General features: G+C 58.3%; 20 protein-coding genes. 11 read left to right on the top strand and 9 right to left on the bottom strand.

Annotated features, from left to right (window positions below):
• Positions 1-84: 84 nt before the first annotated feature.
• Genes AC1RQ5_RS11700 through AC1RQ5_RS11680 form a run of 5 tightly spaced genes read right to left on the bottom strand, consistent with a single transcriptional unit; the run spans position 85 to position 4,470 of the window.
• Positions 85-1,014 carry a Gfo/Idh/MocA family protein gene (locus AC1RQ5_RS11700; RefSeq protein ID WP_493199089.1) on the bottom strand — a complete coding sequence of 310 codons (930 nt, stop codon included), beginning with the start codon at positions 1,012-1,014 and terminating at the stop codon, positions 85-87.
• A gap of 3 nt (positions 1,015-1,017) precedes the next feature.
• Positions 1,018-2,076 carry an NAD-dependent epimerase/dehydratase family protein gene (locus tag AC1RQ5_RS11695; protein WP_493199088.1) on the bottom strand — a complete coding sequence of 353 codons (1,059 nt, stop codon included), beginning with the start codon at positions 2,074-2,076 and terminating at the stop codon, positions 1,018-1,020.
• A 2-nt stretch (positions 2,077-2,078) separates the two neighbouring features.
• The gene (locus tag AC1RQ5_RS11690; RefSeq protein WP_493199087.1) at positions 2,079-3,323 is read right to left on the bottom strand and encodes a class I SAM-dependent methyltransferase; all 1,245 of its coding nucleotides are present in this window, start codon (positions 3,321-3,323) and stop codon (positions 2,079-2,081) included.
• 11 nt (positions 3,324-3,334) lie between these two features.
• Positions 3,335-3,763 carry a cupin domain-containing protein gene (locus AC1RQ5_RS11685; protein ID WP_493199085.1) on the bottom strand — a complete coding sequence of 143 codons (429 nt, stop codon included), beginning with the start codon at positions 3,761-3,763 and terminating at the stop codon, positions 3,335-3,337.
• A gap of 11 nt (positions 3,764-3,774) precedes the next feature.
• Entirely contained in the window at positions 3,775-4,470 is a 696-nt protein-coding gene (locus AC1RQ5_RS11680; RefSeq protein ID WP_493199083.1) for a glycosyltransferase family 2 protein, read from the bottom strand.
• 455 nt (positions 4,471-4,925) lie between these two features.
• On the opposite strand from AC1RQ5_RS11680, the gene AC1RQ5_RS11675 reads away from it, so the two are divergent.
• From AC1RQ5_RS11675 to AC1RQ5_RS11640, 8 genes are all read left to right on the top strand, one after another.
• Entirely contained in the window at positions 4,926-6,128 is a 1,203-nt protein-coding gene (locus AC1RQ5_RS11675) for a class I SAM-dependent methyltransferase (RefSeq protein WP_493199082.1), read from the top strand.
• A 65-nt stretch (positions 6,129-6,193) separates the two neighbouring features.
• Positions 6,194-7,177: a GDP-mannose 4,6-dehydratase gene (gmd, locus tag AC1RQ5_RS11670; protein WP_493199080.1), complete on the top strand. Its 984-nt coding sequence runs from the start codon at positions 6,194-6,196 to the stop codon at positions 7,175-7,177.
• Positions 7,178-7,222: 45 nt separating this feature from the next.
• Positions 7,223-8,194, top strand: coding sequence for a GDP-mannose 4,6-dehydratase (locus tag AC1RQ5_RS11665; RefSeq protein ID WP_493199078.1), 972 nt, complete (start codon positions 7,223-7,225; stop codon positions 8,192-8,194).
• A gap of 425 nt (positions 8,195-8,619) precedes the next feature.
• Positions 8,620-12,390, top strand: a complete 3,771-nt coding sequence (locus AC1RQ5_RS11660; protein WP_493199076.1) for a glycosyltransferase — start codon at positions 8,620-8,622, stop codon at positions 12,388-12,390.
• Entirely contained in the window at positions 12,297-13,607 is a 1,311-nt protein-coding gene (locus AC1RQ5_RS11655; RefSeq protein WP_493199074.1) for a glycosyltransferase family 4 protein, read from the top strand. The genes AC1RQ5_RS11660 and AC1RQ5_RS11655 overlap by 94 nt, the downstream gene beginning before the upstream one ends.
• Positions 13,608-13,788: 181 nt before the next feature.
• On the top strand, positions 13,789-14,958 hold the full coding sequence (locus AC1RQ5_RS11650) for a glycosyltransferase (RefSeq protein WP_493199072.1): 1,170 nt from the start codon (positions 13,789-13,791) through the stop codon (positions 14,956-14,958).
• A 23-nt stretch (positions 14,959-14,981) separates the two neighbouring features.
• Positions 14,982-15,800, top strand: coding sequence for an ABC transporter permease (locus tag AC1RQ5_RS11645; RefSeq protein ID WP_493203391.1), 819 nt, complete (start codon positions 14,982-14,984; stop codon positions 15,798-15,800).
• Positions 15,801-15,803: 3 nt separating this feature from the next.
• Positions 15,804-16,574 (top strand): ABC transporter ATP-binding protein, encoded by a 771-nt coding sequence (locus AC1RQ5_RS11640; RefSeq protein WP_493199070.1) that lies wholly within the window; start codon positions 15,804-15,806, stop codon positions 16,572-16,574.
• Position 16,575: 1 nt separating this feature from the next.
• On the opposite strand, the gene AC1RQ5_RS11635 is transcribed toward AC1RQ5_RS11640, so the two are convergent.
• The 4 genes from AC1RQ5_RS11635 to rfbF are packed head-to-tail and all read right to left on the bottom strand — an operon-like array spanning position 16,576 to position 20,618.
• On the bottom strand, positions 16,576-17,508 hold the full coding sequence (locus tag AC1RQ5_RS11635; RefSeq protein ID WP_493199068.1) for a Gfo/Idh/MocA family oxidoreductase: 933 nt from the start codon (positions 17,506-17,508) through the stop codon (positions 16,576-16,578).
• Positions 17,505-18,749, bottom strand: coding sequence for a class I SAM-dependent methyltransferase (locus AC1RQ5_RS11630; protein WP_493199066.1), 1,245 nt, complete (start codon positions 18,747-18,749; stop codon positions 17,505-17,507). The genes AC1RQ5_RS11635 and AC1RQ5_RS11630 overlap by 4 nt, the downstream gene beginning before the upstream one ends.
• 43 nt (positions 18,750-18,792) lie before the next feature.
• Positions 18,793-19,851 (bottom strand): CDP-glucose 4,6-dehydratase, encoded by a 1,059-nt coding sequence (rfbG, locus tag AC1RQ5_RS11625; RefSeq protein ID WP_493199064.1) that lies wholly within the window; start codon positions 19,849-19,851, stop codon positions 18,793-18,795.
• A complete protein-coding gene (gene rfbF / locus AC1RQ5_RS11620) occupies positions 19,848-20,618 on the bottom strand; it encodes a glucose-1-phosphate cytidylyltransferase (RefSeq protein ID WP_493199062.1) in 771 nt (256 codons plus the stop codon). Before rfbF ends, rfbG begins: the two co-directional genes overlap by 4 nt.
• Before the next feature lie 236 nt (positions 20,619-20,854).
• Between rfbF and AC1RQ5_RS11615 the strand changes: the two genes are divergently transcribed.
• The 3 genes from AC1RQ5_RS11615 to AC1RQ5_RS11605 are packed head-to-tail and all read left to right on the top strand — an operon-like array spanning position 20,855 to position 24,147.
• Positions 20,855-21,253 carry a GtrA family protein gene (locus AC1RQ5_RS11615; protein WP_493199060.1) on the top strand — a complete coding sequence of 133 codons (399 nt, stop codon included), beginning with the start codon at positions 20,855-20,857 and terminating at the stop codon, positions 21,251-21,253.
• Positions 21,246-22,187 carry a glycosyltransferase family 2 protein gene (locus AC1RQ5_RS11610; protein WP_493199059.1) on the top strand — a complete coding sequence of 314 codons (942 nt, stop codon included), beginning with the start codon at positions 21,246-21,248 and terminating at the stop codon, positions 22,185-22,187. The genes AC1RQ5_RS11615 and AC1RQ5_RS11610 overlap by 8 nt, the downstream gene beginning before the upstream one ends.
• A gap of 25 nt (positions 22,188-22,212) precedes the next feature.
• On the top strand, positions 22,213-24,147 hold the full coding sequence (locus AC1RQ5_RS11605; RefSeq protein ID WP_493199057.1) for a hypothetical protein: 1,935 nt from the start codon (positions 22,213-22,215) through the stop codon (positions 24,145-24,147).
• The last annotated feature ends 2 nt before the right edge of the window (positions 24,148-24,149 follow it).

Genomic DNA, 24,149 nt, shown 5'->3' with positions numbered 1-24,149 from the left:
ATTTCAGAATGCACGGAGAGGTCAACGGAGTCGCCATGCATAAAGCTTGCTTTGTGAGCAGGACGTTCATTCGGTCGCAGCTTATCATTCCGACAAAGCGGCTTCACATCGCAGCAGGACATCGACGACCTGCAGCGCGACCGTGGCGTTTGCCGCGACCTTTTGATCCCCACGCACGGCCGCGACGAACTCCTGCACTGCAACGGTAAGCGGTCGGTCACCAGCGACCGGCAGCACGCGTCCATCGGCATCCGGCGCCGCTGCCGAATGATCGACCATACGTAGCGGCTCTTCAGCCCGGTCCGAATAAATCAGCGTGCATTCAGCGTAGTCGACTGCGAACCAGCGGTGCCGCGCATCGAGCGTGCTCAGCATCAAACTGCAAGGAACCTCACCGTCCAGTTGCAGATCAAGCGCTATCCGCTCGGCGGCGACAGCCCCGACATAGCTGCGTTCGACGATTTCGGCGCGGCGCACGTCGACCGGACCCGGCACCAGATCGAGCGCCATCGCCATGTCATGTGGCGCCCAGTCCCAAAGCACCGATGTGTCTGTCCGATAGGGCCCGGTATTGCCTGCAGAGGCACGAATCGCCACCGGCCGCCCCCTGTCGGCCACCATCGTCTTGAGGGCGCGGAAAGCAGGATGAAACAGGTGCGTGTGCTCGACCATCACCAGCGAAGTCGTGACGGCCTGGGCGATCGCCGCGAGATCCGCCGCCGTCGTCACCAGCGGCTTTTCGACCAGAACAGGCTTTCCGGCCGCGACCGACGCGAGAAGTATTTCGGCATGCGTCGAGGGCGGCGACGCGATGATCACCGCATCGACGTCGTCACTCAACAGATCACGCCAATCCGGGACAATGTCGCAATCCGGTGGCACGATCTCGCGCGTATCCGGATTCGAACTCGCGACGGCGGTCAGCCTCGCATCGTCGAGTTCTGCAATGGTGCGCACATAATTGCGCCCCCACCGCCCGACCCCAACGAGACCAAGACGGACCGGCCCGGGCATTCGCTAGTTTACGCCGACATAGGTTTTGTCGGTCCAGGCAAAGAAGCGCTGCAGCCCGTCATCGAGGCTGACGCGAGGCTCGTACTTCAGCTGCAGGCGCGCCTTACGGATATCCGGGCAACGGCGCAGCGGCTCGTCTGCAGGATAGCTATCCGGATACTCGATGACATTGTGAGCGACAGGACGTCCGATGACACTCTCGATCTTCTTGACGAGATCGATCATGCCGATTTCCGGTGTCGGATTTCCGATATTATAGGCCTCGCCCGACACGCCGCGCGTCAAGGTCAGCAGGAAGCCGACCACCGCATCGGTGATGTAGCAGAAAGTTCGCGTCTGGGTTCCGATTCCGTAGACGTTCAGCGGCTGCCCCGCCTTGATCCGGCTCGCAAAGTTCGGAAGCACGCGATAGTCAGCTTCCTGCATGCCGGGTCCGTATACATTGAACGGACGGATCGTGGTCGAGTGCGTGCCGAAGGTCTCGTGATAGATGTGGCAGAGCGTTTCGCCGACGCGCTTGCTCTCATCATAGCAGGCGCGAGGGCCGCGACAGGAGACGCTGCCGCGATAGCTCTCCGGCGTAGGCACGTGGCGCTGGTCGGGATCGCCATAGATTTCCGACGAGCTGAAGAATGCCATGCGCGCGCGGTGCTTCGTCGCCAGCTCGAGCATATTGCGGGTGCCGGTGATTGCGACTTCGAGAGTCTGCAGCGGATAGGCACGATAGTAGAACGGGCTGGCAATGCCCGCAGCATGAATGATGTAATCGACGTCGCCGTCCCAATCGATCGGCTGGGTCACGTCGTGCTTGATGAACTTCATGTTCGGACGTTCGGTGATCTGGCCGCCGGCTTCACCAGCCGTCAGTAGATTGTCATAGCCCACGAATGTGCACGGCTTCTCCAGCACGTGTTCGTTGAGATAGGCAAAGACATCGGTGAAGTAACGCCCGAGAAATCCGCGCGCTCCTGTCATGATAATCGTCTTGCCCGAAAAATCCTGGGCAGCTTCTCCGAGATGCTGAGCGATTTCGGCGATATCGGAATCGAGGCGGTACTGCATGATCAGAGAACTTTCACCGTAGGAAGTGGTAAGATGTAACGTCCGCCCTTCTCGCGAAAGGCTGACGTCTTGGTCATGATGGGCTCGGCAAAATTCCAAGCCAGAAGCAGCATGTAATCCGGGCGCCGCTCCTCAATAGCTTCCGACGCCAAGACCGGGACATGCATCCCAGGCGTGAACGTCCCCTGCTTCAGGGGATTGTCATCGACAATGAAGTCGATCAGGTCGGCGTCGATACCGAAGTGATACATCAGTGTCGTGGCCTTGGCCGGCGCGCCGAAACCCGCAATCGTCTTGCCTTGCGATTTCAACTTCACGAGCAGCGCGCGCAGTTCATCTCCAAGCTCGCGGATCCGCCCGGCCATCCCGACATAGGTCGACAGGTTTTCAAGTCCGGCCCGCGTTTCCAGAGCCAGGGCCTCGTCCACAGAAGCACCCCGCGGACGCGGTCCGCCGATGCGCTGCGCGACGCCGCGAAGGCTGCCGCCATGGCTCGGTATCCGCAGCGCTTCGATCAACTCGAGACCGTGGCGCTGCAGGAAAGGAAGCAACGGCCGAACCGCATGATAGGCCAGGTGCTCGTGATAGATCGTGTCGAACAGCGTCTTCTCGACGACATCCAGCAGATAGGACACTTCGAAGACAAAAACGCCGTCGGGCGCCAGCATGGTCGATACGCCGTCGGCGATACCGGAGAGATCGTCGATATGGGCGAACACATTGTTTGCCGTGACGACCGCCGCCTGCCCCCGCTCCGATGCGATCTTCTCAGCGAGCGCCGGCGAGAAGAAGTCAGCGATGGTTTCGATTCCGGCCTCGCTCGCCGCTTGCGCCAGATTCCGTGCCGGATCGATACCCAACACAGTCGCAGAATGCCGATCGCGGAACGCACGCAACAGCGTGCCGTCATTCGACCCGATATCGACCACCAGCTTCTGCGTCAAAGGCCCGGTGAGCTTCGCAACAACATCGGAATAGTCTTCGAAATGCCGAACGAAGCTGGGAGATGTGCCCGACACGTAGACATAGTGCTCAAACAGCACCTTGGGATCGACGACATCGAGCAGCTGCACATGCGTACAGTCGGCGCAGAAAAACACATCCAACGGAAAGCACTCCTGTGCCTCCGTCAGTTGCTCGACAGACACGAAAGAATTGGCCGGCGGTGTCGGCACGAGGGAGAAAGCAAGCTCGACATGCTTGCTTCCACACAGTCGACAGTCACTCCTGCGCCTCACGCTCGACATCATCGCACCCGTTACGGATTGATCGGCGGGATGCGAACGACATCGGCCTCGTAGACGGCCTGCTCCCGCGAGTTCCGGCCAAATGTCAGGAATGACGTCTCCACCGGGAACACCATGGCATGATCCACCATCGGGGGGGTCCAGAACAATTCGCCGGCCCGGATGATGACCTTCTCGGGCTTGTCCTCGGTGCCGGTCGGGCGATGATAGTACTCGATCTCACCAGACAGCACGTAACAGTAGTGCCAGTCAGTCTTGTGAAAATGGTTGGCGCGAACCGAGCCCGGCTTCGATGTGATCAGAACGCAACTTTCCATCGTCACGTCGACGAGCGGCTGGATAGCGCCTCGCTCATCCTCGAAAGCCTTCGCCAGTTCGACCTTCACAGTCTTCGGCCAGCTCGCGCGCTCTTCGTCCGTCACCGGTTTAATAAAGACCATCTCTTTTCTCCTTATCTGGAAATCCAGCGCCGAAACAACATGCCGAAAACCGGAATGACGTGACGCGCCCGGATCTTCTTGCCCTCTTCGTAGCTACGCCCATGATAGCTGATCGGAATCTCATACATGATTTTTGCCCGCCGAATCGCGCGGCACAAGATTTCAGCCTGCTGTTCCCAACCGAACGAAATCAATTCGTCCGGCGGCACGAGATCCTTCTTATAGAGCAAGTAGCAACTGTAGATGTCCGTAAATGTCGCGTTGAACAGCAGGTTAAACACCAAGGTGATGAGTCTGTTGCCAACCTTATGCGAGAAATACTGAACACGCGTGTATCTCGGCGCCGCGAAGCGGCTGCCCATGACGATTTCCGCCCCGAATGCGGTAATCGGGAAAATCAGGGCCGCGTATTCGGAAGGCGAGTATTCGAGGTCTGCGTCCTGGAACAGGATATAGTCGCCCGTGGCGGCTTTTAATCCCGCAAGAACCGCGGCGCCCTTGCCACCGTTCCGGGGCTGCACGATCAGCTGGTCGTAAAGGTCGGGCTGCTGCCTGAGAAGTTCGACGGTATTATCCTTTGAGCCGTCGTCGACAACGATCACCTCGAACGAAACACCATCGACTTTCTGCTTCCGGACTTCACCGAGCAACGTGGTGATGGTCGCGGATTCGTTGTACGCGGGAACAACAACACTTACTCTAAGCATTTTTACCTATTCGGCTAACGTCTGAGGGGAGTAGAACAACCCTGGAATGAACCCCCTCAGGTGAAATCCATCCAAAAACGCCTGAAGCGCGCGACCATATACCGGTCGCGGCAATAATATGGCAATAGCATGGTGCAAACCAGGCAGTCTTCAGATTGTCATATGCCGCAGGATACAAGCCCGTTTCGCAATGACGCGGAACCGCCCCCGTTTGCTCTGCTGAAACAATAGTTCTGCGGTCAGTGGACAACCAACTACTGTGGCCGGTCGCCCCAAAGTCAGCCGAGAACGCCCCCCTTCCCCGGCACGCAGGCATTGCTTAAAAGCCTTCCAGCGGAGTAGACCTTGGAAACAAGGACACATAAAACCGTAGTAACTCCGGGTTAGATGCCCCTGTTATCTCGACAAGGATTCAAATGAATAACGTTGGATATCGACGAATCGATCGCTGCCGCTTGAGTGGCAGCACGAATCTCGTTTCGGTCCTGAACCTCGGATCGCAACAGCTGACCGGCGTATTCCCGAAGAATCGTGACACCGAGATCACCAATGGCCCGCTCGAGCTTTTGTGGTGCCCGGACAGCGGGCTGCTGCAGCTCGCTCACTCCTACGACGCCAACGAAATGTATGGCGACAATTACGGCTACAGGTCCGGTCTCAATCAATCGATGGTTGCGCATCTGACGCGCAAGATTCGTGCGCTGGAACGGCGCGCCGATCTGAAGCCAGGCATGGCCGTCCTCGACATCGGCTCAAACGACAGCACGTCGCTGCGCGCCTATGAAACCGCGAATTTGACCCGCATCGGCATCGACCCGACGGGTGCCAAATTCAAGCAATACTATCCGGACGACGTGACCCTGGTGCCGGATTTCTTTACTGCCGAGAATTACCGCAAGTCGACCGACAAGCCGGCTCAGATCGTGACATCCATCGCGATGTTCTACGATCTCGAAGATCCCGTCTCGTTCGCGCGGCAAATCGAGCAGATCCTGGCGCCAGACGGTCTATGGCATTTCGAACAGAGCTACATGCCGTCGATGCTGCGGATGTGCTCGTACGACACGATCTGCCATGAACACATTGAATACTACTCGCTGACGGCCGTCGAAACCATCGTCAAGGCCGCAGGCATGAAGGTCGTCGACGTTCAGATGAATGCCGTCAATGGCGGCAGTTTCGCAGTCACCGCTGCCAAGCAGGACAGCAAGGTTGCCGTCAATCGTGCGGTGATCGACTGGATGCTTCAGCAAGAGGACCGTATGGGCCTCAAGACGCCGAAGCCGTTCCGCGATTTTGAAGAGAGGGTCTATCGCCATCGCGATGACCTCATGCGCCTCCTCGAAGGACTCGTTGCAGACGGCAAGAAGATCGTCGGCTACGGCGCTTCGACCAAAGGAAATGTCATCCTGCAATTCTGCGGAATTACAGAGAAGCATCTGATGGCGATCGCGGAGGTCAACCCGGACAAGTATGGATCATTCACGCCCGGAACAAAGATTCCGATCGTGTCGGAAGCCGACGCCAAGGCCATGAATCCCGATTACATGCTGGTGCTTCCGTGGCACTTCAAGGAAGGGATTCTTCAGCGCGAGAAGGACTACCTCGACAAGGGTGGCAAGCTGATTATTCCCCTGCCTGAGATTGAGATCATCTAGGCAGCCACTCCCGGCTGCCTCCCTCATTCACAGAAACCACCAGCACTCTCGAATTGAGTACAAACATGAAGCGCGCACTTATCACTGGTATCACTGGGCAGGACGGTGCGTATCTGTCTCAATTCCTGCTGTCGAAGGGCTACGAGGTCCATGGTATCGTTCGGCGCAGCGCGTCGGCGGACGTCATCAATTCGCGGCTCGTCTGGGTGGGCGTAGCGGACAAGGTCCATATCCACGACGGCAACCTGACGGACCTTGCAAGCCTGATTCGAATTGCCCAGGAAGTGAAGCCGGACGAAATCTACAATCTAGGCGCTCAGTCCTTCGTCAAATCGTCGTGGCAGCAGCCGTATCTCACTGGTCTGGTCACCGGGCTCGGCGCCACGAATATGCTGGAAGCCGCCCGGATCGTCTGCCCTGAGGCCCGCTTCTATCAGGCATCGTCGTCCGAAATGTACGGCCTGATCCAGGAGCGTATCCAGTCCGAGACGACACCGTTCTATCCTCGCTCGCCCTACGCAGCGGCTAAACTTTACGCCCACTGGATGACGGTCAATTATCGCGAGAGCTTCGGAATGCACGCTTCGAGCGGCATTCTGTTCAACCATGAGTCACCACTGCGCGGCATCGAATTCGTGACCCGCAAGATCACTGACGGCGTGGCGCGCATCAAGCTCGGCATGCAAAGCTCCATTTCGCTCGGCAATCTCAGCGCGATGCGTGACTGGGGCCATGCCCGTGACTATGTCAGGGCGATGTGGATGATGCTGCAGCAGGACGTCGCCGACGACTACGTAATCGCGACCGGGCGCACGGCCTCCGTGAAGGAATTCTGCGACCTGGCTTTCAACCACGTCGGTCTTGTGGCGCAGGATCATATTGTCGTCGACCCGCGCTTCATGCGCCCCGCCGAAGTCGACATTCTCCACGGCAATGCAGACAAGGCGAAAACCAAGCTCGGCTGGTCGTGCGAGACCCAACTCGAACAGCTGGTCGCCGAGATGGTGGATGCGGATATCGTTCGCCTGAAGAAGCGGGAACATCTCTGATTATCCGACCGACGAACACCTCGCTCCGACTCGTGAAGATTTGACATGAAAGTTCTCGTTACGGGTGGAACCGGGTTTGTCGGCGGGCATCTGATTGGCTCGCTCAAGCAGGAATTTGGGGCCGATGTTGAAATCTGCCTGACCTCAAAGTCCGGCGAAACGTCATCCTCGGGCATGACCGTCGTGCCACTTGATGTCACCGACGAGTCGGCTGTGATGTCGGCGATCGCCGATGTCCGGCCTGATCACATCATTCATCTGGCAGGCCTTGCCGCGGTCCCCGCGGCGAGCGCGCAAGCGAATGTTGCCTGGCAGGTTCATGTGTTCGGAACGCTGAATCTCGCCAACGCGATCCTGCGTCACGCGCCCGAATGCACGCTCGTGTTCATCGGCTCCGGCCAGGTCTACGGTTCCACGGCAAGGCTTGGGCTGCCGCTGACCGAGCAGGCCCAACTCGCCCCTACCAATGAATATGCGGTCACCAAGGCTGCTGCGGATCTGGCACTCGGTGCCATGGCCGAGGGCGGCTTGCGATGTATCCGGATGCGGCCATTCAATCATACCGGCCCCGGCCAAAGCGAAGAATTTGTCATTCCGAGCTTTGCCATGCAGATCGCGCGGATCGAAGCCAAGCAACAGCCCCCCGTGATCCACGTCGGAAATCTGGACGCCGAACGTGATTTTCTCGATGTGCGTGACGTTACCGCGGCCTATGCCTGCGTCGTCGCACGCTCGGCTTCCTTGTCCCGGGGAACGATCCTGAACGTCGCATCGGGCGTTCCGCGCCGGGTCGGCGATATCCTTGACCGCCTCATTCAGATCAGCGGGACAAGAATCGCTATCGAACAGGACGCCACACGGCTACGGGCCGTCGATACACCACGCTTTGTCGGTGACGCGACCCGTGCCCGCGATGTTCTGGACTGGCGACCACGCTATGAGTTTGATGAAACTCTGAGGCAAATTCTGGCTTACGCGCGCGAGGCTGTCGCCGGGACTTCCGACAGCAAGCCGTAAGTACATAGCGGTTGCCACGCGCGATCCGAAACCAGCATAATAAGAACAGTTCGATGATGATCCAGAAACGACATCGAGCTTGCGTTCTCAAACTGTCGCCGTCACTGGCAATCATCAACGCCCTTGGTTGAATTGGAGCACTACGCCTTTGACCCAGCGACTGAATTTAGGAGGTGTTCTGCGTCGGTGCGCGCAAGCGGCCAGATCGCGTGCACCCGGATTATTCGGACGCATCGCGTCGAACCGAATTCTTCGCGGGATTTATCGTCGTCTGGCACATCCCAGCCTGTACTATTCAAGTACCTATGCCGGGAAAACCAATCCTCCGCCTGCCCCCGTCATCGATGAGACGACCGAAGAATACAAAGCCATCATGATTTGCCTGAAGCGAGAAGCGGCTGTCTGGAACCCGGGAAAGCGGATCGATGCGTGAAATCGATATTCGATCAATCCGCATTGCGTTGGACTTGCAGGCTTGCCAGACGGCCGGTTCCGCCCACCGAGGTGTCGGTCGGTATTCCCGCTCCCTGTTCCTCGAAATGGTCCGTCAGGCCGGGCATCGGGAGTTCCTGGGACTTGCCGCTCCGCGCCTCCCGTTCGGGATCTCTTGGCCGGAATTCCCCGAAGAACGCATGATCCGCCCGCCGGTCCTGCCCGAACTGCCGGGGCGGCGGAGTTTTGAAGGCGGAGAACAGGACGCGCTGGACGCTGCCTTGTATGCAAGCGTCGTCGCTTCGACCCTTCCGGACGTCGTCCACGTTTCTCATCTGTTCGAAGGATATAGCGATAGGGTCGCGATCCCTTTTCTCAAGAATCGTCCGACCGGTCAGGTGTTCTCGGCGACACTTTACGATCTCATACCGATGCGATTCAGCGATTACTACTTTCGCGATAAGCGGTTCAAAGCCTGGTACATGCAGCGCGTGCAGTTGCTGCGGAATGCGGACCTGCTTCTGTCGATCTCGGAATCGAGCCGCCAGGACGCGATCGAATTGCTGGGCCTCGATCCGTCCCGGATTGTCACCATCTACGGCGGCATCTCCGACCATTTCCGTCCGGTTGCCGATGCAACGACCATCCGCGCGCAACTCATGGCGCGATACCAGATCGTCCGACCGCGTTTCATTCTCTACACCGGCGGTGACGATCATCGTAAGAATCTGCAGGGCGCGATCAACGGCTATGCCGAATTGCCGCCCGAAACGCGAGGTGACACGCAACTCGTGATCGTCTGCGCGCTGGAGCCGGACCGCAAGCTGGCCCTCCAGGCCGCCGCAAAACAGGCAGGCCTTGCCGACAACGACATCCTGTTCTTGGGATATCTTCCCGAGGACGATCTGCTCGGTCTCTATTCAACCTGCGACCTCTTCGTCTTCCCGTCGCTTTACGAAGGCCTAGGCTTACCTGTTCTGGAAGCCATGGCATGTGGTGCTCCGGTTATCGGCGGCAACAATTCCAGCATCAAGGAACTCATCGATCGTTCCGATGCGCTGTTCGATTCCCGCAAACCGGCGGCCACAGCCGAAGCAATGCATCGCGTCCTCAACACGCCTGGCCTCGCTGCGGATTTGCGCCAATATGGCGTCGAGCGTGCAGCCCGGTTCAATTGGCCGGCCGCTGCCGGGCAGGCTATCGAGGCCTTCGACGAGGCCGTTCGCCGCAAGCGACACGCCGGCGTTTCATCCGCTGCTGCCGGCTGGATGAAGCGTGGTCGTCTTGCCGTCCTGACGCCGCTGCCCCCGGCCCGCTCCGGCATTGCTGACTACAATGCGCAGTTCCTTCCATTCCTGGCCGAGCACTTTGAGATCGACGTCTACATCATCGGCGATGGCGTGACCGGATCGGAACTCAACGCTGCATTTCGGATCTTCGACGCTGCCGGCTTCACGGCCAATGCCAAGGCCTATGATGCAATTCTCTACGAGTTCGGGAATTCGGAATTCCATGCGCATATGCTGCCGCTGCTGAAAGAATTTCCAGGCATCGTCGGCTTGCATGATGCCTATCTCAGCGGCCTGTTTGCCTATCTCGACTTCCATATGGGTGAAACGAACCGCTACGCATACGAGATGCTCGAAGCCCATGGTGGCGTCGCGCGGAAGTCGTTTGCGCCGATCATGAAGAACCCCGATCCCGTCGGCGAGACCGTGGTCGATCTGCCCTGCACGAAGAGTGTCTTGAACCAGGCAATCGGGGTCATCTCGCATTCCCCCTTCAATCTGGAAATTGCGCGCCAGTTCTATCCGGAGGGCTATCGGGCACCCTATCGCACCATTCCGCAGATGGTGATCATTCCGGAGGCCTGGAGCTCCGCGCGCCGCGACGAAGAACGCACCAAGCTCGGCTATGGTCCGACCGACGTCGTTATCGCCACATTCGGTCACGTCGCCTGGACAAAATGCGGCGACCGTCTTCTGGATGCCATTCTGGATTCGGAACTCGCTGCGGATTCCAGATGCCACCTGGTGTTCGTGGGAGAATTGGCCAAGGATCATTTCGGCTTCGATCTCGGCGAGCGGATCAAGAAGTCCGGACTTGGCGAGCGGATCAAGGTCACCGGTTTCCTCTCCGACGACGACTACGCAGCCTATATGCGCATCGTCGATATCGCAGTACAGCTCCGGACCAAGAGCCGTGGCGGCACTCCGAAAGGCGTGCTCGACTGCGTCGCCTATGGCGTGCCTGTGATCGTCAATGAAGAAGCGAGTTACCGGGATTATCCGGACGATGTCGTTGTCAAACTAACTGCAGATCCAGACGCGACCGAGATCGCACAGAGTCTTCTGGCATTGAGTCAGTTGCCAGAGCGACGCAGGGATCTCGCAAATAGAGCTCTGGACTACGTCCGCACTCATCACAATCCGCGCCAATGCGCGCGGGAATACGCAGCGGCAATCCAAGAATTTGCCAGCCGTCACGCTGCGACCAGGATCGAAACACTGGCCACCGAAATCGGTCCGCATCTCGCGGCAACCCATCAATCGGCGCAGGCGACAGACTCAATCGCAAAATTCGTCAGCGGATTCAGGGCACCGGCTTTCCTTCGCCCGCGCCTGCTGATCGACGTCAGTCACATCGCCAGAGGCGATCATGGCACCGGTATTCCACGCGTTGTCAGGGAGACAATTCGCGCTGCCTATCTGCGCGGACGTGTCGACTTCGATGTGGTTGCTTTTCAACGCGAAGGCGACGACATCCTTCCGGCAACGGGATGGCTCGAACAGCAGGGATTGACGCTGCCCTTCGAAAGTTCGCCGGCCATACGAACCCCCATCACATTCAGGTCCGGAGACCGCCTGCTGATGCTGGATTCGTCCTGGGCCGAATATGATCAGTTCAAGAACATCTTCCAGCGTGCCCGAAACGCGCACGTTCCCATTACAACGGCGATCTACGACCTGCTGCCAATTACGCTGCCACCAACGGACGTGGTCAGTGGCGGAAAAGTCTGGTTCGAGGGCTGGGTGCGTAGTGCGATCGCTTCGAGCGACAACCTCATTTGTATATCACGCACGGTTGCGGATGAACTGATTGCCTACATGGCGCAGCACGATCTCGGAGCTCCGGGTCTGCAGGTTGGCTATTGGCATCTTGGTTCATTGCCGCCGGTCTCTCCCGATCGGGCGAAATCCGGGGCAACGCTGGACGTCGCGCTTCCTTACGCCCTGATGGTCGGGACGATCGAACCGCGCAAGAACCATGAATTTGCCCTCGACGCGTTTGAACGTCTCTGGCAGCAAGGCTCAAACCTTTCGCTCGCTATTGCCGGGCGCAAGGGGTGGTTGCTTGAAGGCTTCATGGAGCGACTGCGTCAGCATTCGGCCCTCGGCAAGACGCTGTTTCTTTTCGAGGACTTCGATGACGTCCAGATCGCCGAGCTCTATCGCGGAGCATCGACCGTTTTGTTTTTGAGCAAGGGCGAAGGGTTCGGCCTGCCGCTCGTTGAGAGCGCCAGCTACGGCACGCCTATCATCTGTTCCGACATTGCGGTATTTCGCGAGATCGCGGATGGGCATGCCACATTCGTCAAGACCGAAGATCCGAACGAGCTTGCACGAGATATCGAACAGTGGCTCGCAGCATCCGCTGCCAAGACGTCGCCTTGTTCAAGCGGCATGAAGCGCCTGACCTGGGAGCAAAGCACGGAGGCTCTGATCAGCGTCGTGGTGAAGAACAACTGGTACTGGAAAAAGTGACCTCGATATCCGTCGGCTTCGAAACAGACATTCTGCGCGGCTCGATGACCGGCATCGGCAATTACTGTTTTCATCTGATGAAAGCATTGCTGGAGCAGAAGGCCGCTCTGGAATTCTATGAATTCTCGCACATGGCATGCCGCCCGTTCGGCGCGGAAGACCTGGCCCGTATCGAGCAGATGCAGGGCAAACATGCGGACAGCCAAAAGCTGTCGCTGCGTGCATCGCTGACCCGTAAAGCATCGCTCGCCTTGCGTGCAAGGCTTGCGCAGGCGCCGACCGCGCGCCGCCTCTATCGCGAGTTCCAGGCGATCCGGTTTCAGAGAATTCCCCAGAACGTGTCCCTGGATGTTTTCCATGCATTTCGCTACGTGCCGTTCGCCGACCTGAACGTCCCCGTGCTGCCTGTCGTTTACGACCTCTCTTTCGTTCGCTATCCGGAGGCGCACCCCAAGGATCGCCTTCGCCAGCTGGAAAAACTCCCCAGGGTGGTCGAACGCGCCTCGGTCGTGCACACCATTTCCGAATTCAGCAAAGCCGAGATCGTCGATGTCTACGGATGCGCGCCAGACAAGATCGTTGTGGCTCCACCCGCCGCCAGCGACATCTTCCGACCGCTGGGACGGCCAGCGACCGAGCAGGCCATCGTCAAGTTCGACATAGTCTACAAGGGCTACTTCCTGGCCGTCGGCACCCTGGAGCCCCGCAAAAACCTCAGGACCCTGATCACCGCCTACGCCCAGCTATCCCCCGCTGAGCGCCGCCAGATGCCGCTGGCAATCGTTGGGAACAGCGGCTGGGGACAGCTCGAATTGCCACGGGAAACCGCCAACCTGGTGGGCGAAGGCAGTCTGCGTTTCCTCGGATCGGTATCCGACGCCGATCTGCGTGCGCTCTATGAAGGCGCCGTCGCCCTGTTGTTTCCCTCGATTTATGAGGGATTCGGCATGCCGGTCGTCGAGGCCCTGGCCTGCGGCACCCAGGTGGTCCACGGCGAAAACACTTGCATGGATGAGATTACCCGTGGACACGCCATCACCGTCGCGGCCACCGATGTCGATGCCTGGCTTGCCCCGATGCGGCGGCTGATCGAGGAGTCGGTCGAGGATAGCCAGCATTCGCAACAACGGGTCGCACTGGCGGAGGCTTTCAGCTGGGACAGCAGCGCCCGGATCATTGCAGACGCGTATAAATATTCCATAGAATCCGCATCTTAGGCGTATCGTCGGGACGCTTTCCTTTGGTCCGAAACGGTCATATCCAGCGACAATAAATGACTTTACTTAATACCGACGTCGGCCCAATACCCCCGGTTCAGGGACAGGTAGATCGCGCACGGATGTCGGTATTCGATGGCCACCGGTCTTGTCATTCGATTTTCCGAGGTTACTCCGCGCCATGAGCGCCGCACTGAAAGTCCTGCACAGCTACAAGGTCTACCGGCCCGACGTGGACGGCGGGATACCGTTCGCGATGGCGACCCTGAGCCGACCGTCGCCAGCGGGCACGCTGAATGAAATTCTCGTCGCGAGACTGCGCGGCATGGCGCGGGAATTCAACCTTGATGGCGTTCCAGTCCGCGCCGTATCGTCGCTGGGCAATCTGTTCTCGACACCGATGGCCCCTGGCTTTCCCTTCGCCTTGATGGACCGCATCAGATCGAATGACATTCTGGTCCATCATGCGCCCTTCCCAATCGTCGACGTCACGGTTCCATATCTCTCACGTGAAAAGCCGCTGATCGTTTTCTGGCATGCGGATATCTTGGGCCGTGCGCTTTTGAAGAAGCTGTTGTCGCCTTCGATCGTGCGGACTCTCGCCCGCGCCGACAAGATCGTCGTCGCCGACCAATCCACAATCGACGGTTCTCCCTTCCTGCCGCCGTTTGCGGAGAAATGCGCGATCGTTCCCTATGGAATCGACATCGGCTACTGGGCGACCTGCACGGCGGAGGAAGAGGCCGAAGCGGAGCGCCTCCGGCAGAAACACCCACGCATGATCATCGCGACCGGCCGTCTGGTGCCTTACAAGGGTTTCGACGTCCTTTTGGAAGCAATGCGCGATATCGACGGGCACGTCGTGTTCATCGGTGAAGGGCCGCTGCGCGAGGATCTGCAAGGGATCGCCAATGAAGCCGGCGTCCCCGACCGTGTGACATTCGCCGGGCGCGTGAGTGCAAGCGATATCAAATCCTATCTTCACGCGGCAAAGGTCTTTGCCTTTCCGTCGGTGACCCGCGCCGAAGCCTTCGGCATCGTTCAGCTCGAAGCGATGGCCGCTGGCTTGCCGATCGTGAATACATCGCTCACCACCGCCGTTCCGCATATCGCACGGCACGATCAGGAAGCGCTGACGGTGAAGCCGCACGATTCACGAGGGCTTGCAGAGGCCATCAGCCGTATTCTGGATGATCCAGCTCTCGCCAAGAGGCTCGGCGATGCCGGCAAGGTGCGCGCGCAGTCGGAATACAGCCAAGAAAGATATGTTGCGCGGATGGAAGACGTCTATCAGGACGTCCTTCGCCAGAAGCCGCGCAACAGCATGCAGGATGCGACCGGATGCCAGTGACAGATAACGCCGAGTTGGCCACGATGCAGAAACAGTCTGTCGGTCGTGGGCACAACAAATCTTGGGACCGCGCCTGGCTTGATGTCAGGACTGGCCTTTCGCTCTGGCCGCTATGGGGCCGCCTCGGCTGGAATGATATCCTGCAGCGCTATCGCCGCTCGATGCTCGGCCCACTATGGCTGACCGCCAGTATGGCCATCATGGTGGTGTCACTCGGCGTTCTCTATGCGGAACTATTCAAGACGCCGATCAACGACTTCCTGCCGTTCCTGTGCGTCGGACTTCTGATCTGGAATCTGATGTCCAACTTCCTGATGGAAGGCGGCACGCTGTTCACGGGCTCGGAATCCTACATCAAGCAAGTTCGGCTGCCTTACACCGTCTATGTTTTCAGATCATGCTGGAGCAAGCTGATCATCTTTCTCCATAACTTCCTGATCTATTTTGGCGTCATCTGGTATTTCGACATCTGGCCCGGCGCGACCGCGCTGCTCGCCATTCCCGGCCTTGCCGTTCTGCTTCTCAATGGCGCCATGGTGAGTCTCACCCTCGGCATGATTTCGGCGCGCTTCCGGGACATACCGCAACTCGTCAACTCCGTCGTGCAGATCGTCTTCTTTGTCACGCCGATCATGTGGAAGCCGGAGCTGCTTCGAAACCGGACATACATCGCGGATGCCAATCCGTTCTTTCATCTGGTTGAAATCATCCGCGGACCGCTGCTTGGCAGCGTACCCGATCCGAAACATTATCTGGCCGCTCTCCTCATCACCCTGCTGAACCTTGTCGTTGCCGGCTTGTTCTTCGCCCGCTTCCGTTCCCGTATTTCGTACTGGGTCTGATTCATGACCGATCAATCGACCGTCACCGAACTCGTCCTGCAGGACGTCAGTGTCTCATTCCCGATCTATCACGGCGGCTCGCGCTCCCTGAAAAAGAGCCTGATGTTTCGCGGTTCCGGAGGCCATCTCGCGACCGATGCCAACCAGCGCATCACCGTTGAAGCGCTGCGCAACGTCTCGATGAACATTCAGGCCGGCGACCGGGTCGCGTTGATCGGCTCCAATGGCGCCGGCAAGACCACCCTGTTGCGGGTGATGGCGGGCATCTATGAGCCAGTCTCCGGTAGCGTCACGTGCCGCGGTCGTATCTCGCCGATGTTCGACATCGGCCTCGGCATCGACCAGGAAATCAGCGGCTACGAAAATATCCGGCTGCGTGGGCTTATCCTCGGGTTGCGTCCGGACGAAATCGAGGAGCGGATGCAGGACATTATCGATTTCACCGAACTTGGTGACTACCTCGATATCCCCGTGCGCACCTATTCATCAGGCATGATGACCCGCCTCACCTTCGCCGTCGCAACCTGCTTCGCGCCGGAAATCCTGCTGATGGATGAGTGGATCATGGCGGGTGATGCCGGCTTCATCTCCAAGGCAGAGCAACGCATCCAGCGCTTCGTTGAAAAAGCGAGCATCATGGTGCTTGCCTCGCACAGTCAGGCGATCTGTCGTCGCTTTTGTAATCGCGGCATCTGGATGGAAGCCGGACAGGTGCGCGCGATCGGCCCGATCGACGACATCCTTGATCAATACGAGGCCCATACGAGCCAATAGTTCAGGACGGCGAGAATACCGAGCGAGCCTCAATCTTCTGCCAGAGCAGCAGGACTTCGTCGTACCAGATCGGTGGAACGCTGCCGGGCTGAAGCAGCGGATCGACCAGCTCTTGTAGCAGGCTGACGCGGCTATCGAGCGCGTCCGGCGTTGCCATGCGCGCATCGTCCCCGAATGGATCGCGATTGTCGAACAAGCGCTTCTGCTGACCGCGCGGCGGCTGTGCCTGAATCACGAACCCGGTGACGTCCGATCTGCAATCAACGACGATCCGACAATCCGGCAGGCCTTCACCGACGGCCGTGGCGGTCCATCGTGCTATTTCCTGCTCCCTGGGCCCGAACGAGCGGCTTTCAACGACATCCCGATAGCCGAGCTCGGCGAGCACGGCGATCAGCTGAATGCCGTAGAAGCGGATCGCGCCGCCGCCTTCCGCATGGGACCGCTTCCAGTTCGGCAGATCGTGCCGATAGTGATGCGCTATGAACTGCCAGTCGATCGACAACACGCCATCCGGGCTTTGGGCAGCGAACTCACGAACGGCCGCCGCCCAGGGCGTTGCGCAAAACGTGTAACCGATGCGAAACGATTTTCCGCTGGCACTCAGCAGGCGATGCAAGCGCAGCGCCTCGTCGGGCGTCGGAGCCAGGGGTTTTTCAAGCATCAGGTTGGTGAGCTGAGGCTGAACCAAGCAACGCGTAATCCAGGCGGCCTGATCGCCGGGGCGCAACGCGACGACGACACCGCTCGCGCCTGCCAGAGCCGCCTCCTCGTCATCCGCCCACACGATATCGCCGGCAAAGCGCGCCAGTTCTTTGCGCGACTGAAAGCGCTCGCGATATCGCGCCGGAAAAACGACCCGCTGACCGCGACCGATCAGCGCCGGCATGTAACCGTAGAGCCCGAAGCCCGATCCGAAGATCGCGAACGTCACCGCCGCTCCAAAAAATCTTCCGGTGCGATGATATCGATAATTGGGCCATTAAAGCCGCGCTGGCGCAGATATCCATTGATCTCGTCGGCGATGTGCCAAGCCAGGTTTAGCACCGGAGCATCACCGACGAGCGCCGGCGTGAACTCATCATCGGAGCGAATGGGAATGCGCGTACCTGGAATGTAGTTGCCGATCTTCGCCGACGATGGCTTTTCATAGGCTGCCGAAATATGGGCCGTCGAGAGATTGAGCATCTTCACGGGAATTGCAGCACGTCCCGGAAAGGCCTTGACCGCAAGCGGCCCATGCTTGGCAACTTCGGCCTCGATCTGCGCGAGCTTGTTATCCTTCCAGATGGCAACCTGAGCGGCGAGTTTGATCAAGCCGTCGCCGAAGCCGCCTTCCAGGCTGTCGATTTCCGCGAGCTTTTCACGCACGGCCGCATCACTCGACGCTGCTCGGAGAAACACGCGAACATTGCCACCGTAGCGCTTCGGGAATTCGGCCAGCACGATTTCCATACCGAGCGACTTCGCGATGTGAACGAAGGACGTCAGGCTATAGGTGCGAGGGTGCTCGTGATAAAAAGTGTCGAACTGGTTTCGTTCGAGGATTGCACCGAGATAGTGGTTCTCGATAACGATCAATGTCCCTTCATGAGCAGTGATCTTCAGCGCGCGGACGACACCCTTCAGGTCTTCGATATGGGCAAAGACGTTGGTGAACGTGATCACGTCCGGCTTGCCATTCTTGCGCACGAATTGATCTGCGACTTCTTCGGAGAAAAAGTCATTGATAACGGTATGTCCCCGCTCCGCGGCATCGGCGGCGGCGCCGGTCGGCTCGATGCCGAATGTCTTGGCACCTTTTTCCGCGAAGAAAGACAGCAGACTTCCGTCGTTGCAGCCAATATCGAGTACTTTCTTGCCCGACAGATTTCCCAGCGTCGCTTCACAAGCCGAAACCAGATCCTTCATCCCATTCAGCACGTCCATCGTATGGCGCGAGCGATAGTGATAGGTGGTCGGAAACAGCTCCCGCTTGGGAATCTGGAAGCGCTGATGTGCCGTTCGGCATGAGCTGCAATAGAGAATATCGATCGGATATTCCTTGCAGACGTAGTCATTTCCCAAGGGAACAAGATCGTCGCACATCGGGTGAAGACCGAGATCGATGGCAGGGCTCAGATCCGAACCACCGCACACTTCACATGACTTAATCTCTACGATGGAACCGAGCACCCTTAGTCTCCTGCATTTTGGTTTCAAGCAGCCTTCAAATCGGTCAGCCGCCGATGATCTCGTTAATTTGGCGAAGGGTTACAGCGCGCATATCTGCGCGTTCATGACACGCACGATACCATTCCGACGACAACTGCAGGGCGCGATCGAATTCGATCACCGGGCGCCATTCGAGGCGCGTACGCGCCTTGCTGCAATCCAGCTTCAGATACGCGGCTTCATGCGGATTGTCACCCTTGTCCAGTTCCCATCGGGCATCAGCACCCCAATGCGAGGCAAGTTGCCGTACAAGTGTGGAGACCGGAACTTCGCTGTCTTCGTGCGGCCCGAAGTTCCACCCCTCGGCAAACTGACGCCCGCCTTGAACCAGACGTTGAGCTAACGTCAGGTAACCAATAACCGGATCCATGACATGCTGCCAGGGGCGGACGGCGTCCGGGTTGCGAATTCGAACCACATCTCCGGCAATGAATGACCGCATCATGTCCGGAACCAGCCGATCGCGAGCCCAGTCCCCGCCACCGATGACGTTACCGGCACGCGCACTGGCCACTAGGGCCGACGATCCGTCATGGAAAAAGCTGCGCTGATAGGCCGCCGTTACGATCTCAGCGCACCCTTTGCTGCTGCTGTAGGGATCGTATCCACCCATGGGGTCCGTCTCGTTGTATCCACGCAGCACACCGGTGTTTTCGTAACATTTATCACTGGTCACAACCACGATCGCACGGATCACTGGCACCGAACGCGCGGCCTCCAGAAGATGCACCGTGCCCATCACATTGGTCGCGTAGGTTTCCACTGGTTGATCGTAGGACAGGCGTACCAGCGACTGCGCAGCCATGTGGATCACGACATCCGGCTGCGCCTCCCGAAGCGAATCACTCAGGGACGAAAGGTCACGGACATCGCCAATCTGATGTTTCACATCGTTTTCGACGCCAGCGATATTGAACAGGTCTTTTTCGCTCTCCGGCGGCAATGCGAAACCGGAAACCTCAGCGCCGAGCGAACGCAGCAACAGAGACATCCAGGCGCCCTTGAAGCCTGTATGCCCTGTCAGAAAAACGCGGCGGTTGCGCCAGAAATCCGGATCGATCACCAAACTCTCCACTCGGCTTTCCCGCTGGTCCACTGCGTTTCAAGGAAAGTCCGATCGCGAATGGTGTCCATTGGATGCCAGAAACCGTGATGAACATAGGCGCGCAATTCGTCGGTCCGCGCCAACGTCTCCATCGGCTCGCCCTCCCACACCGTGCTATCATCCGCGATCAGCTTGCCGACGCTCGGTGAAAGCAGGAAGAAGCCGCCATTGATCCAGCCGCCGTCGTCAGCCGGCTTTTCCTGGAAACTCTTGACGTGATCGCCCTCGATCGAAATCGCGCCAAACCGCTTGGCTGGGCGCACAGCAGCCACCGTCGCCTGCTTGCCGTGAGATTTGTGAAAAGCCAACTCGGCCGCCAGATCAATATTCGCGACACCATCGCCATATGTCATGGCAAATACTTCTTCGTCCGCGACGTAGGGCAACACTCGCTTGAGACGCCCACCGGTCATTGTTTCGTCGCCAGTATCAACCAGCGTCACCCGCCAGGGCTCGGCAGTCTCGCGATGAACCTCCATCCGGTTCTCCGCCAGGTGAAACGTCACATCCGTCATATGCAGGAAGTAGTTGGCAAAATACTCCTTGATGACATAGCCCTTGTAGCCAAGGCAGATGATGAAGTCGTTGAACCCGTAGTGGCTGTAGATCTTCATGATGTGCCAGAGAATCGGCCGTGCCCCGACATCCACCATCGGCTTTGGCCGGACGCTCGTTTCCTCAGCCAGACGCGTGCCAAGGCCCCCTGCAAGGATGACAACTTTCATCAGACCACTTTCGAAAATGTTAAATAAATCGGGCTTTTAGGTACGGGTAACTGCACGTTTCCAAGCGTTTTTGTCAACCTTAGCCTCGCCGACGAGGCCACTGAATGCCGCTTGAATTTGGCCAGTCCCTCCAATACAGAGTGAAACCGAGTTTAGATATGGCGGCTCAGGTGGGAAGGTATGCTTCCCGTCGAATGACGGCGAAACAACCACGTGTTGACTACTGGCGATATCCCATGATTCCTGCCGACCGTAGGCGTACGGCAGGTCAATTTGCCCGCTTCCTGATTGTTGGCCTCCTGAACACTGCCTTTGGCTATGCGGTCTATGCCGTTGGCATATTCGCAGGTCTGGCGCCGGAACTGGCGTTATTTGTTACCGTCGTCATTGCGGTGGGGTTCAATTATATGACGACGGGCCGCCTCGTCTTTCGCGGCAACAGGGGCGCAAGAAACTTCCTCCGATTTGCGCTCGCCTACCTCGTCATCTATGGATTTAACGTTCTCCTGCTGCGCACTGTGCTCGCCTGGGGTATCCATCCGCTCGTCGCTCAGGCCCTCGTTCTGCCCCCTGTCGTGATTGGTACATTTTTGGTCCTGAAACTATTCGTGTTCCGGAGTTCGCCAAGTGCGTAAAACTATCAGCCTCGTGACACCATGCTTCAACGAAGAAGACGGGATCACCGAGTGCTATCAGGCAATCAAAGACCTGTTCGCGCGGGAGCTGCCTGGCTACGACCGCGAGCACATCTTCTGCGATAACGCATCAACTGACCGCACGGTCGAGATCCTGAAAGCCATTGCGGCAGAAGATCCGTCGGTCAAGATTATCGTCAACTCACGGAACTTCGGCATTCTGCGCAATACCTATAATGGAGTTCTCAGCACCACTGGCGACGCCATCGTCCTGTTCGTACCGGCCGACCTGCAGGACCCTCCAGAATTGATCACGACGTTCGTCAAGCACTGGGAAGCCGGCAACGAAGTCGTGTTCGGCATCAGGGCCGAGCGCGACGAGCCCATCTTGCTGCGCACCGCAAGACACTTCTATTACCAGTTCATCAGCCGCATGTCCTATGTGACTTACCCGGCGGATGTCGGCGACTATCAGCTCGTGGATCGCAAGGTCCTGGATGCGATGAAGCGCTTCGAGGACGTCCAGCCTTTCATGCGCATGATGCCGTTCGATGCCGGCTTCCGGTCGGTCGGCGTGCCCTACAAGTGGCAACCGCGCAAACACGGCATTTCACGGAATCGCCTCTGGCAGCTTGTCGACCAGGGCCTGAACGGGATCATCAGCTTCAGCAGCGCGCCGCTGCGCATTGCATTTTTTGCCGGCTTCGGAATCGCGCTCCTGAGCTTCATGTACGCGTTCACATTGCTTGTCCTGAAGCTGCTCGGTTTCGACCTCGGTCCTCAGGGCACGCCGACGATCGTAATCGCCATCTTCTTCTTCGGCGGCGTTCAGATGTTGTTCTTGGGGCTGCTCGGCGAATATATCGTTGCGATATTCAATCAGGTCAGGCGCCGCCCGATGGTGATCGAACGCGAACGCGTCAATTTTGAATAGTCCGAGATTTGCGCAGCAACTGCCCATGGTCTTACAGGACGTCGGTTCCGATGCCTCACCCCGCGACAAGAAATTGATCCCAGCATCGATGCAGATCAGTATTAAAAAGATCCTGGCTGCTCGCGCGCGTCTGTCTCAGGTCTCGGACTTCATCGCGATCGATGGCCTGATCATCGCACTTTTGCTGGCGTGCTTGTGCTTGCGGGTATGGGACATGGGTCCCATGCATACGGACGACGCCGTCTGGGCGTTGCTGTCACATCTGCCGAACGTCGACCCGGTCGGGGACTGGGCTCGAACTCAGGGGCGCATATGGGCCTTCCCGATTGGAAACCTGATGCTGCGCGCCGAGTCCTGGGAAGGTAGCTGGTTCGATAGTCTGGTCAAACTGGGCAGCTTTGCCGTCTTCTTTGTCAGTTTTTACGCGGTCGTGTCGTGCTATTGGGGCCGTCGAACGGCCGGCTTCACGGCATGCCTGTTTCTGGGCCTGTTCGCCCTGCGCTGGGAAGGCTCCATATTCACGGCCTACCCACTGCTGGTCTGGCCATCGGCAACTCTCTGCGCATTCGCGATTTTGGCGGCGCGCCACTATTTTCTTTCAGGCGCAAAAGTCGCTCTCGTCTCAAGCATTCTGTTCCTGTTTGCGTCACTGTTTAACAATGAGGGCGTGGTCCTCGTCTTTTGCGCGCTGTTTGTCTGCAGCGTTCTGGGCAACGTCGCCCTCGAAAAACCGGTTCTGACGTTTCGGGTCAGCGACTTCACCCGCGGCCGCACGCGCAACCTTGTCCTCGTCAGCCTCGCTGTTCCGACTTTATATGCTTTGCTGGCGATCGGATGGATGATCGCACATCCGTCCAAATATACAGGCCATTCGCTAGCGCCTTTCAATACAGCCAACATCACGTCCACGCTGCTGAATTTTTCGCTCAGCGGCTCGGTCCTCTACGACATGATGATTCCTTACAAGGTTTCATATGCGGACGTTCTGACGAACACCGGCAGCGCCATCTACTATACGATCTATAGCTATGTGCGCGAACTGCCCTCCTATCCAGGCAATATCCTGATTGGCGCGATGACTGCATATGCGGCCTTTGTCACGTTGCGGCGAATGCCCGGACAAGGCGTCACCGTCTGGCGCTTCATCCCGCTGATCCTGATTGGCGGCATCATCACCTTCTTGCCGATACTGCCCGTTGCCATGACTGCCAAGTATCAGACCTGGTGTCTTGAATACGGCATCAATTCATACGTCATGACGATCGTATCCCATTTCGGCGTCAGCCTGATGATCGCCGGAATTTTGATGCCATTTGCTTCGATCCGCGTTGTTGGGCCCGTCATAGCCCTTGCGCTGGCAATCGTGCTGGGCGCCTTCTCCGCCGTTGGCAGCAGAATGAACGATGCAATCGCGGCTGACATGCGTCCGGAAGCGGGCCGATGGCACGTGCTTGCACTGGCGCTTAAGACCATCGACGCCGCAAAGCAGACAGCGCCAATCATTTTCGCACCGAGATTCGGCAGCGGATCGTGGTTCACGGTCGTCGCCCCCGATTACTGGACCGCGTATCTCTCAGCGAAACACAAGCGCTCCGTTCGACTCTATACCAAGCCATCCCAGCTTGTTGGTGCGAGCGAAGACGTCGACGCGCTCGACTATCAACTGCTTGATAGCGAACGGAGTTTCATTTTCTCCATCGCCCATATCACCGGCGAAGCGGGCAGCCGATATATCGACAGCATATCCGTGACCACCGAGCTCTTCGATCCATCCGTGCTCGCGAATTATGTATTGTCATTCCGGGATCAGGACGGCGTGCTTGTCCAGAGAAGACTGGTCGATATTCCGGCACTGGCGGACGCCCGCATTCGGCTGATGTCCAATCTCAAGGCTCGCCTGGATACGGTTCGAGTGACGAAGACATCCATCCTGGCCGATTCAACGATCCCCATAAACTGAGC

This window comes from Tardiphaga sp. GW821-FHT12E02 (assembly GCF_058807155.1).
This window is presented reverse-complemented; position numbering and strand designations above follow the sequence as displayed.

Excerpts from the sequence above, each read along its gene's own strand:
- AC1RQ5_RS11700 (WP_493199089.1), bottom strand. The coding sequence starts at position 1,014 with ATGCCCGGGCCGGTCCGTCTTGGTCTCGTTGGGGTCGGGCGGTGGGGG.
- AC1RQ5_RS11695 (WP_493199088.1), bottom strand. The coding sequence starts at position 2,076 with ATGCAGTACCGCCTCGATTCCGATATCGCCGAAATCGCTCAGCATCTC.
- AC1RQ5_RS11690 (WP_493199087.1), bottom strand. The coding sequence starts at position 3,323 with ATGTCGAGCGTGAGGCGCAGGAGTGACTGTCGACTGTGTGGAAGCAAG.
- AC1RQ5_RS11685 (WP_493199085.1), bottom strand. The coding sequence starts at position 3,763 with ATGGTCTTTATTAAACCGGTGACGGACGAAGAGCGCGCGAGCTGGCCG.
- AC1RQ5_RS11680 (WP_493199083.1), bottom strand. The coding sequence starts at position 4,470 with ATGCTTAGAGTAAGTGTTGTTGTTCCCGCGTACAACGAATCCGCGACC.
- gmd (WP_493199080.1), top strand. The coding sequence starts at position 6,194 with ATGAAGCGCGCACTTATCACTGGTATCACTGGGCAGGACGGTGCGTAT.
- AC1RQ5_RS11665 (WP_493199078.1), top strand. The coding sequence starts at position 7,223 with ATGAAAGTTCTCGTTACGGGTGGAACCGGGTTTGTCGGCGGGCATCTG.
- AC1RQ5_RS11660 (WP_493199076.1), top strand. The coding sequence starts at position 8,620 with ATGCGTGAAATCGATATTCGATCAATCCGCATTGCGTTGGACTTGCAG.
- AC1RQ5_RS11650 (WP_493199072.1), top strand. The coding sequence starts at position 13,789 with ATGAGCGCCGCACTGAAAGTCCTGCACAGCTACAAGGTCTACCGGCCC.
- AC1RQ5_RS11645 (WP_493203391.1), top strand. The coding sequence starts at position 14,982 with ATGCAGAAACAGTCTGTCGGTCGTGGGCACAACAAATCTTGGGACCGC.
- AC1RQ5_RS11640 (WP_493199070.1), top strand. The coding sequence starts at position 15,804 with ATGACCGATCAATCGACCGTCACCGAACTCGTCCTGCAGGACGTCAGT.
- rfbF (WP_493199062.1), bottom strand. The coding sequence starts at position 20,618 with ATGAAAGTTGTCATCCTTGCAGGGGGCCTTGGCACGCGTCTGGCTGAG.
- AC1RQ5_RS11615 (WP_493199060.1), top strand. The coding sequence starts at position 20,855 with ATGATTCCTGCCGACCGTAGGCGTACGGCAGGTCAATTTGCCCGCTTC.
- AC1RQ5_RS11605 (WP_493199057.1), top strand. The coding sequence starts at position 22,213 with ATGGTCTTACAGGACGTCGGTTCCGATGCCTCACCCCGCGACAAGAAA.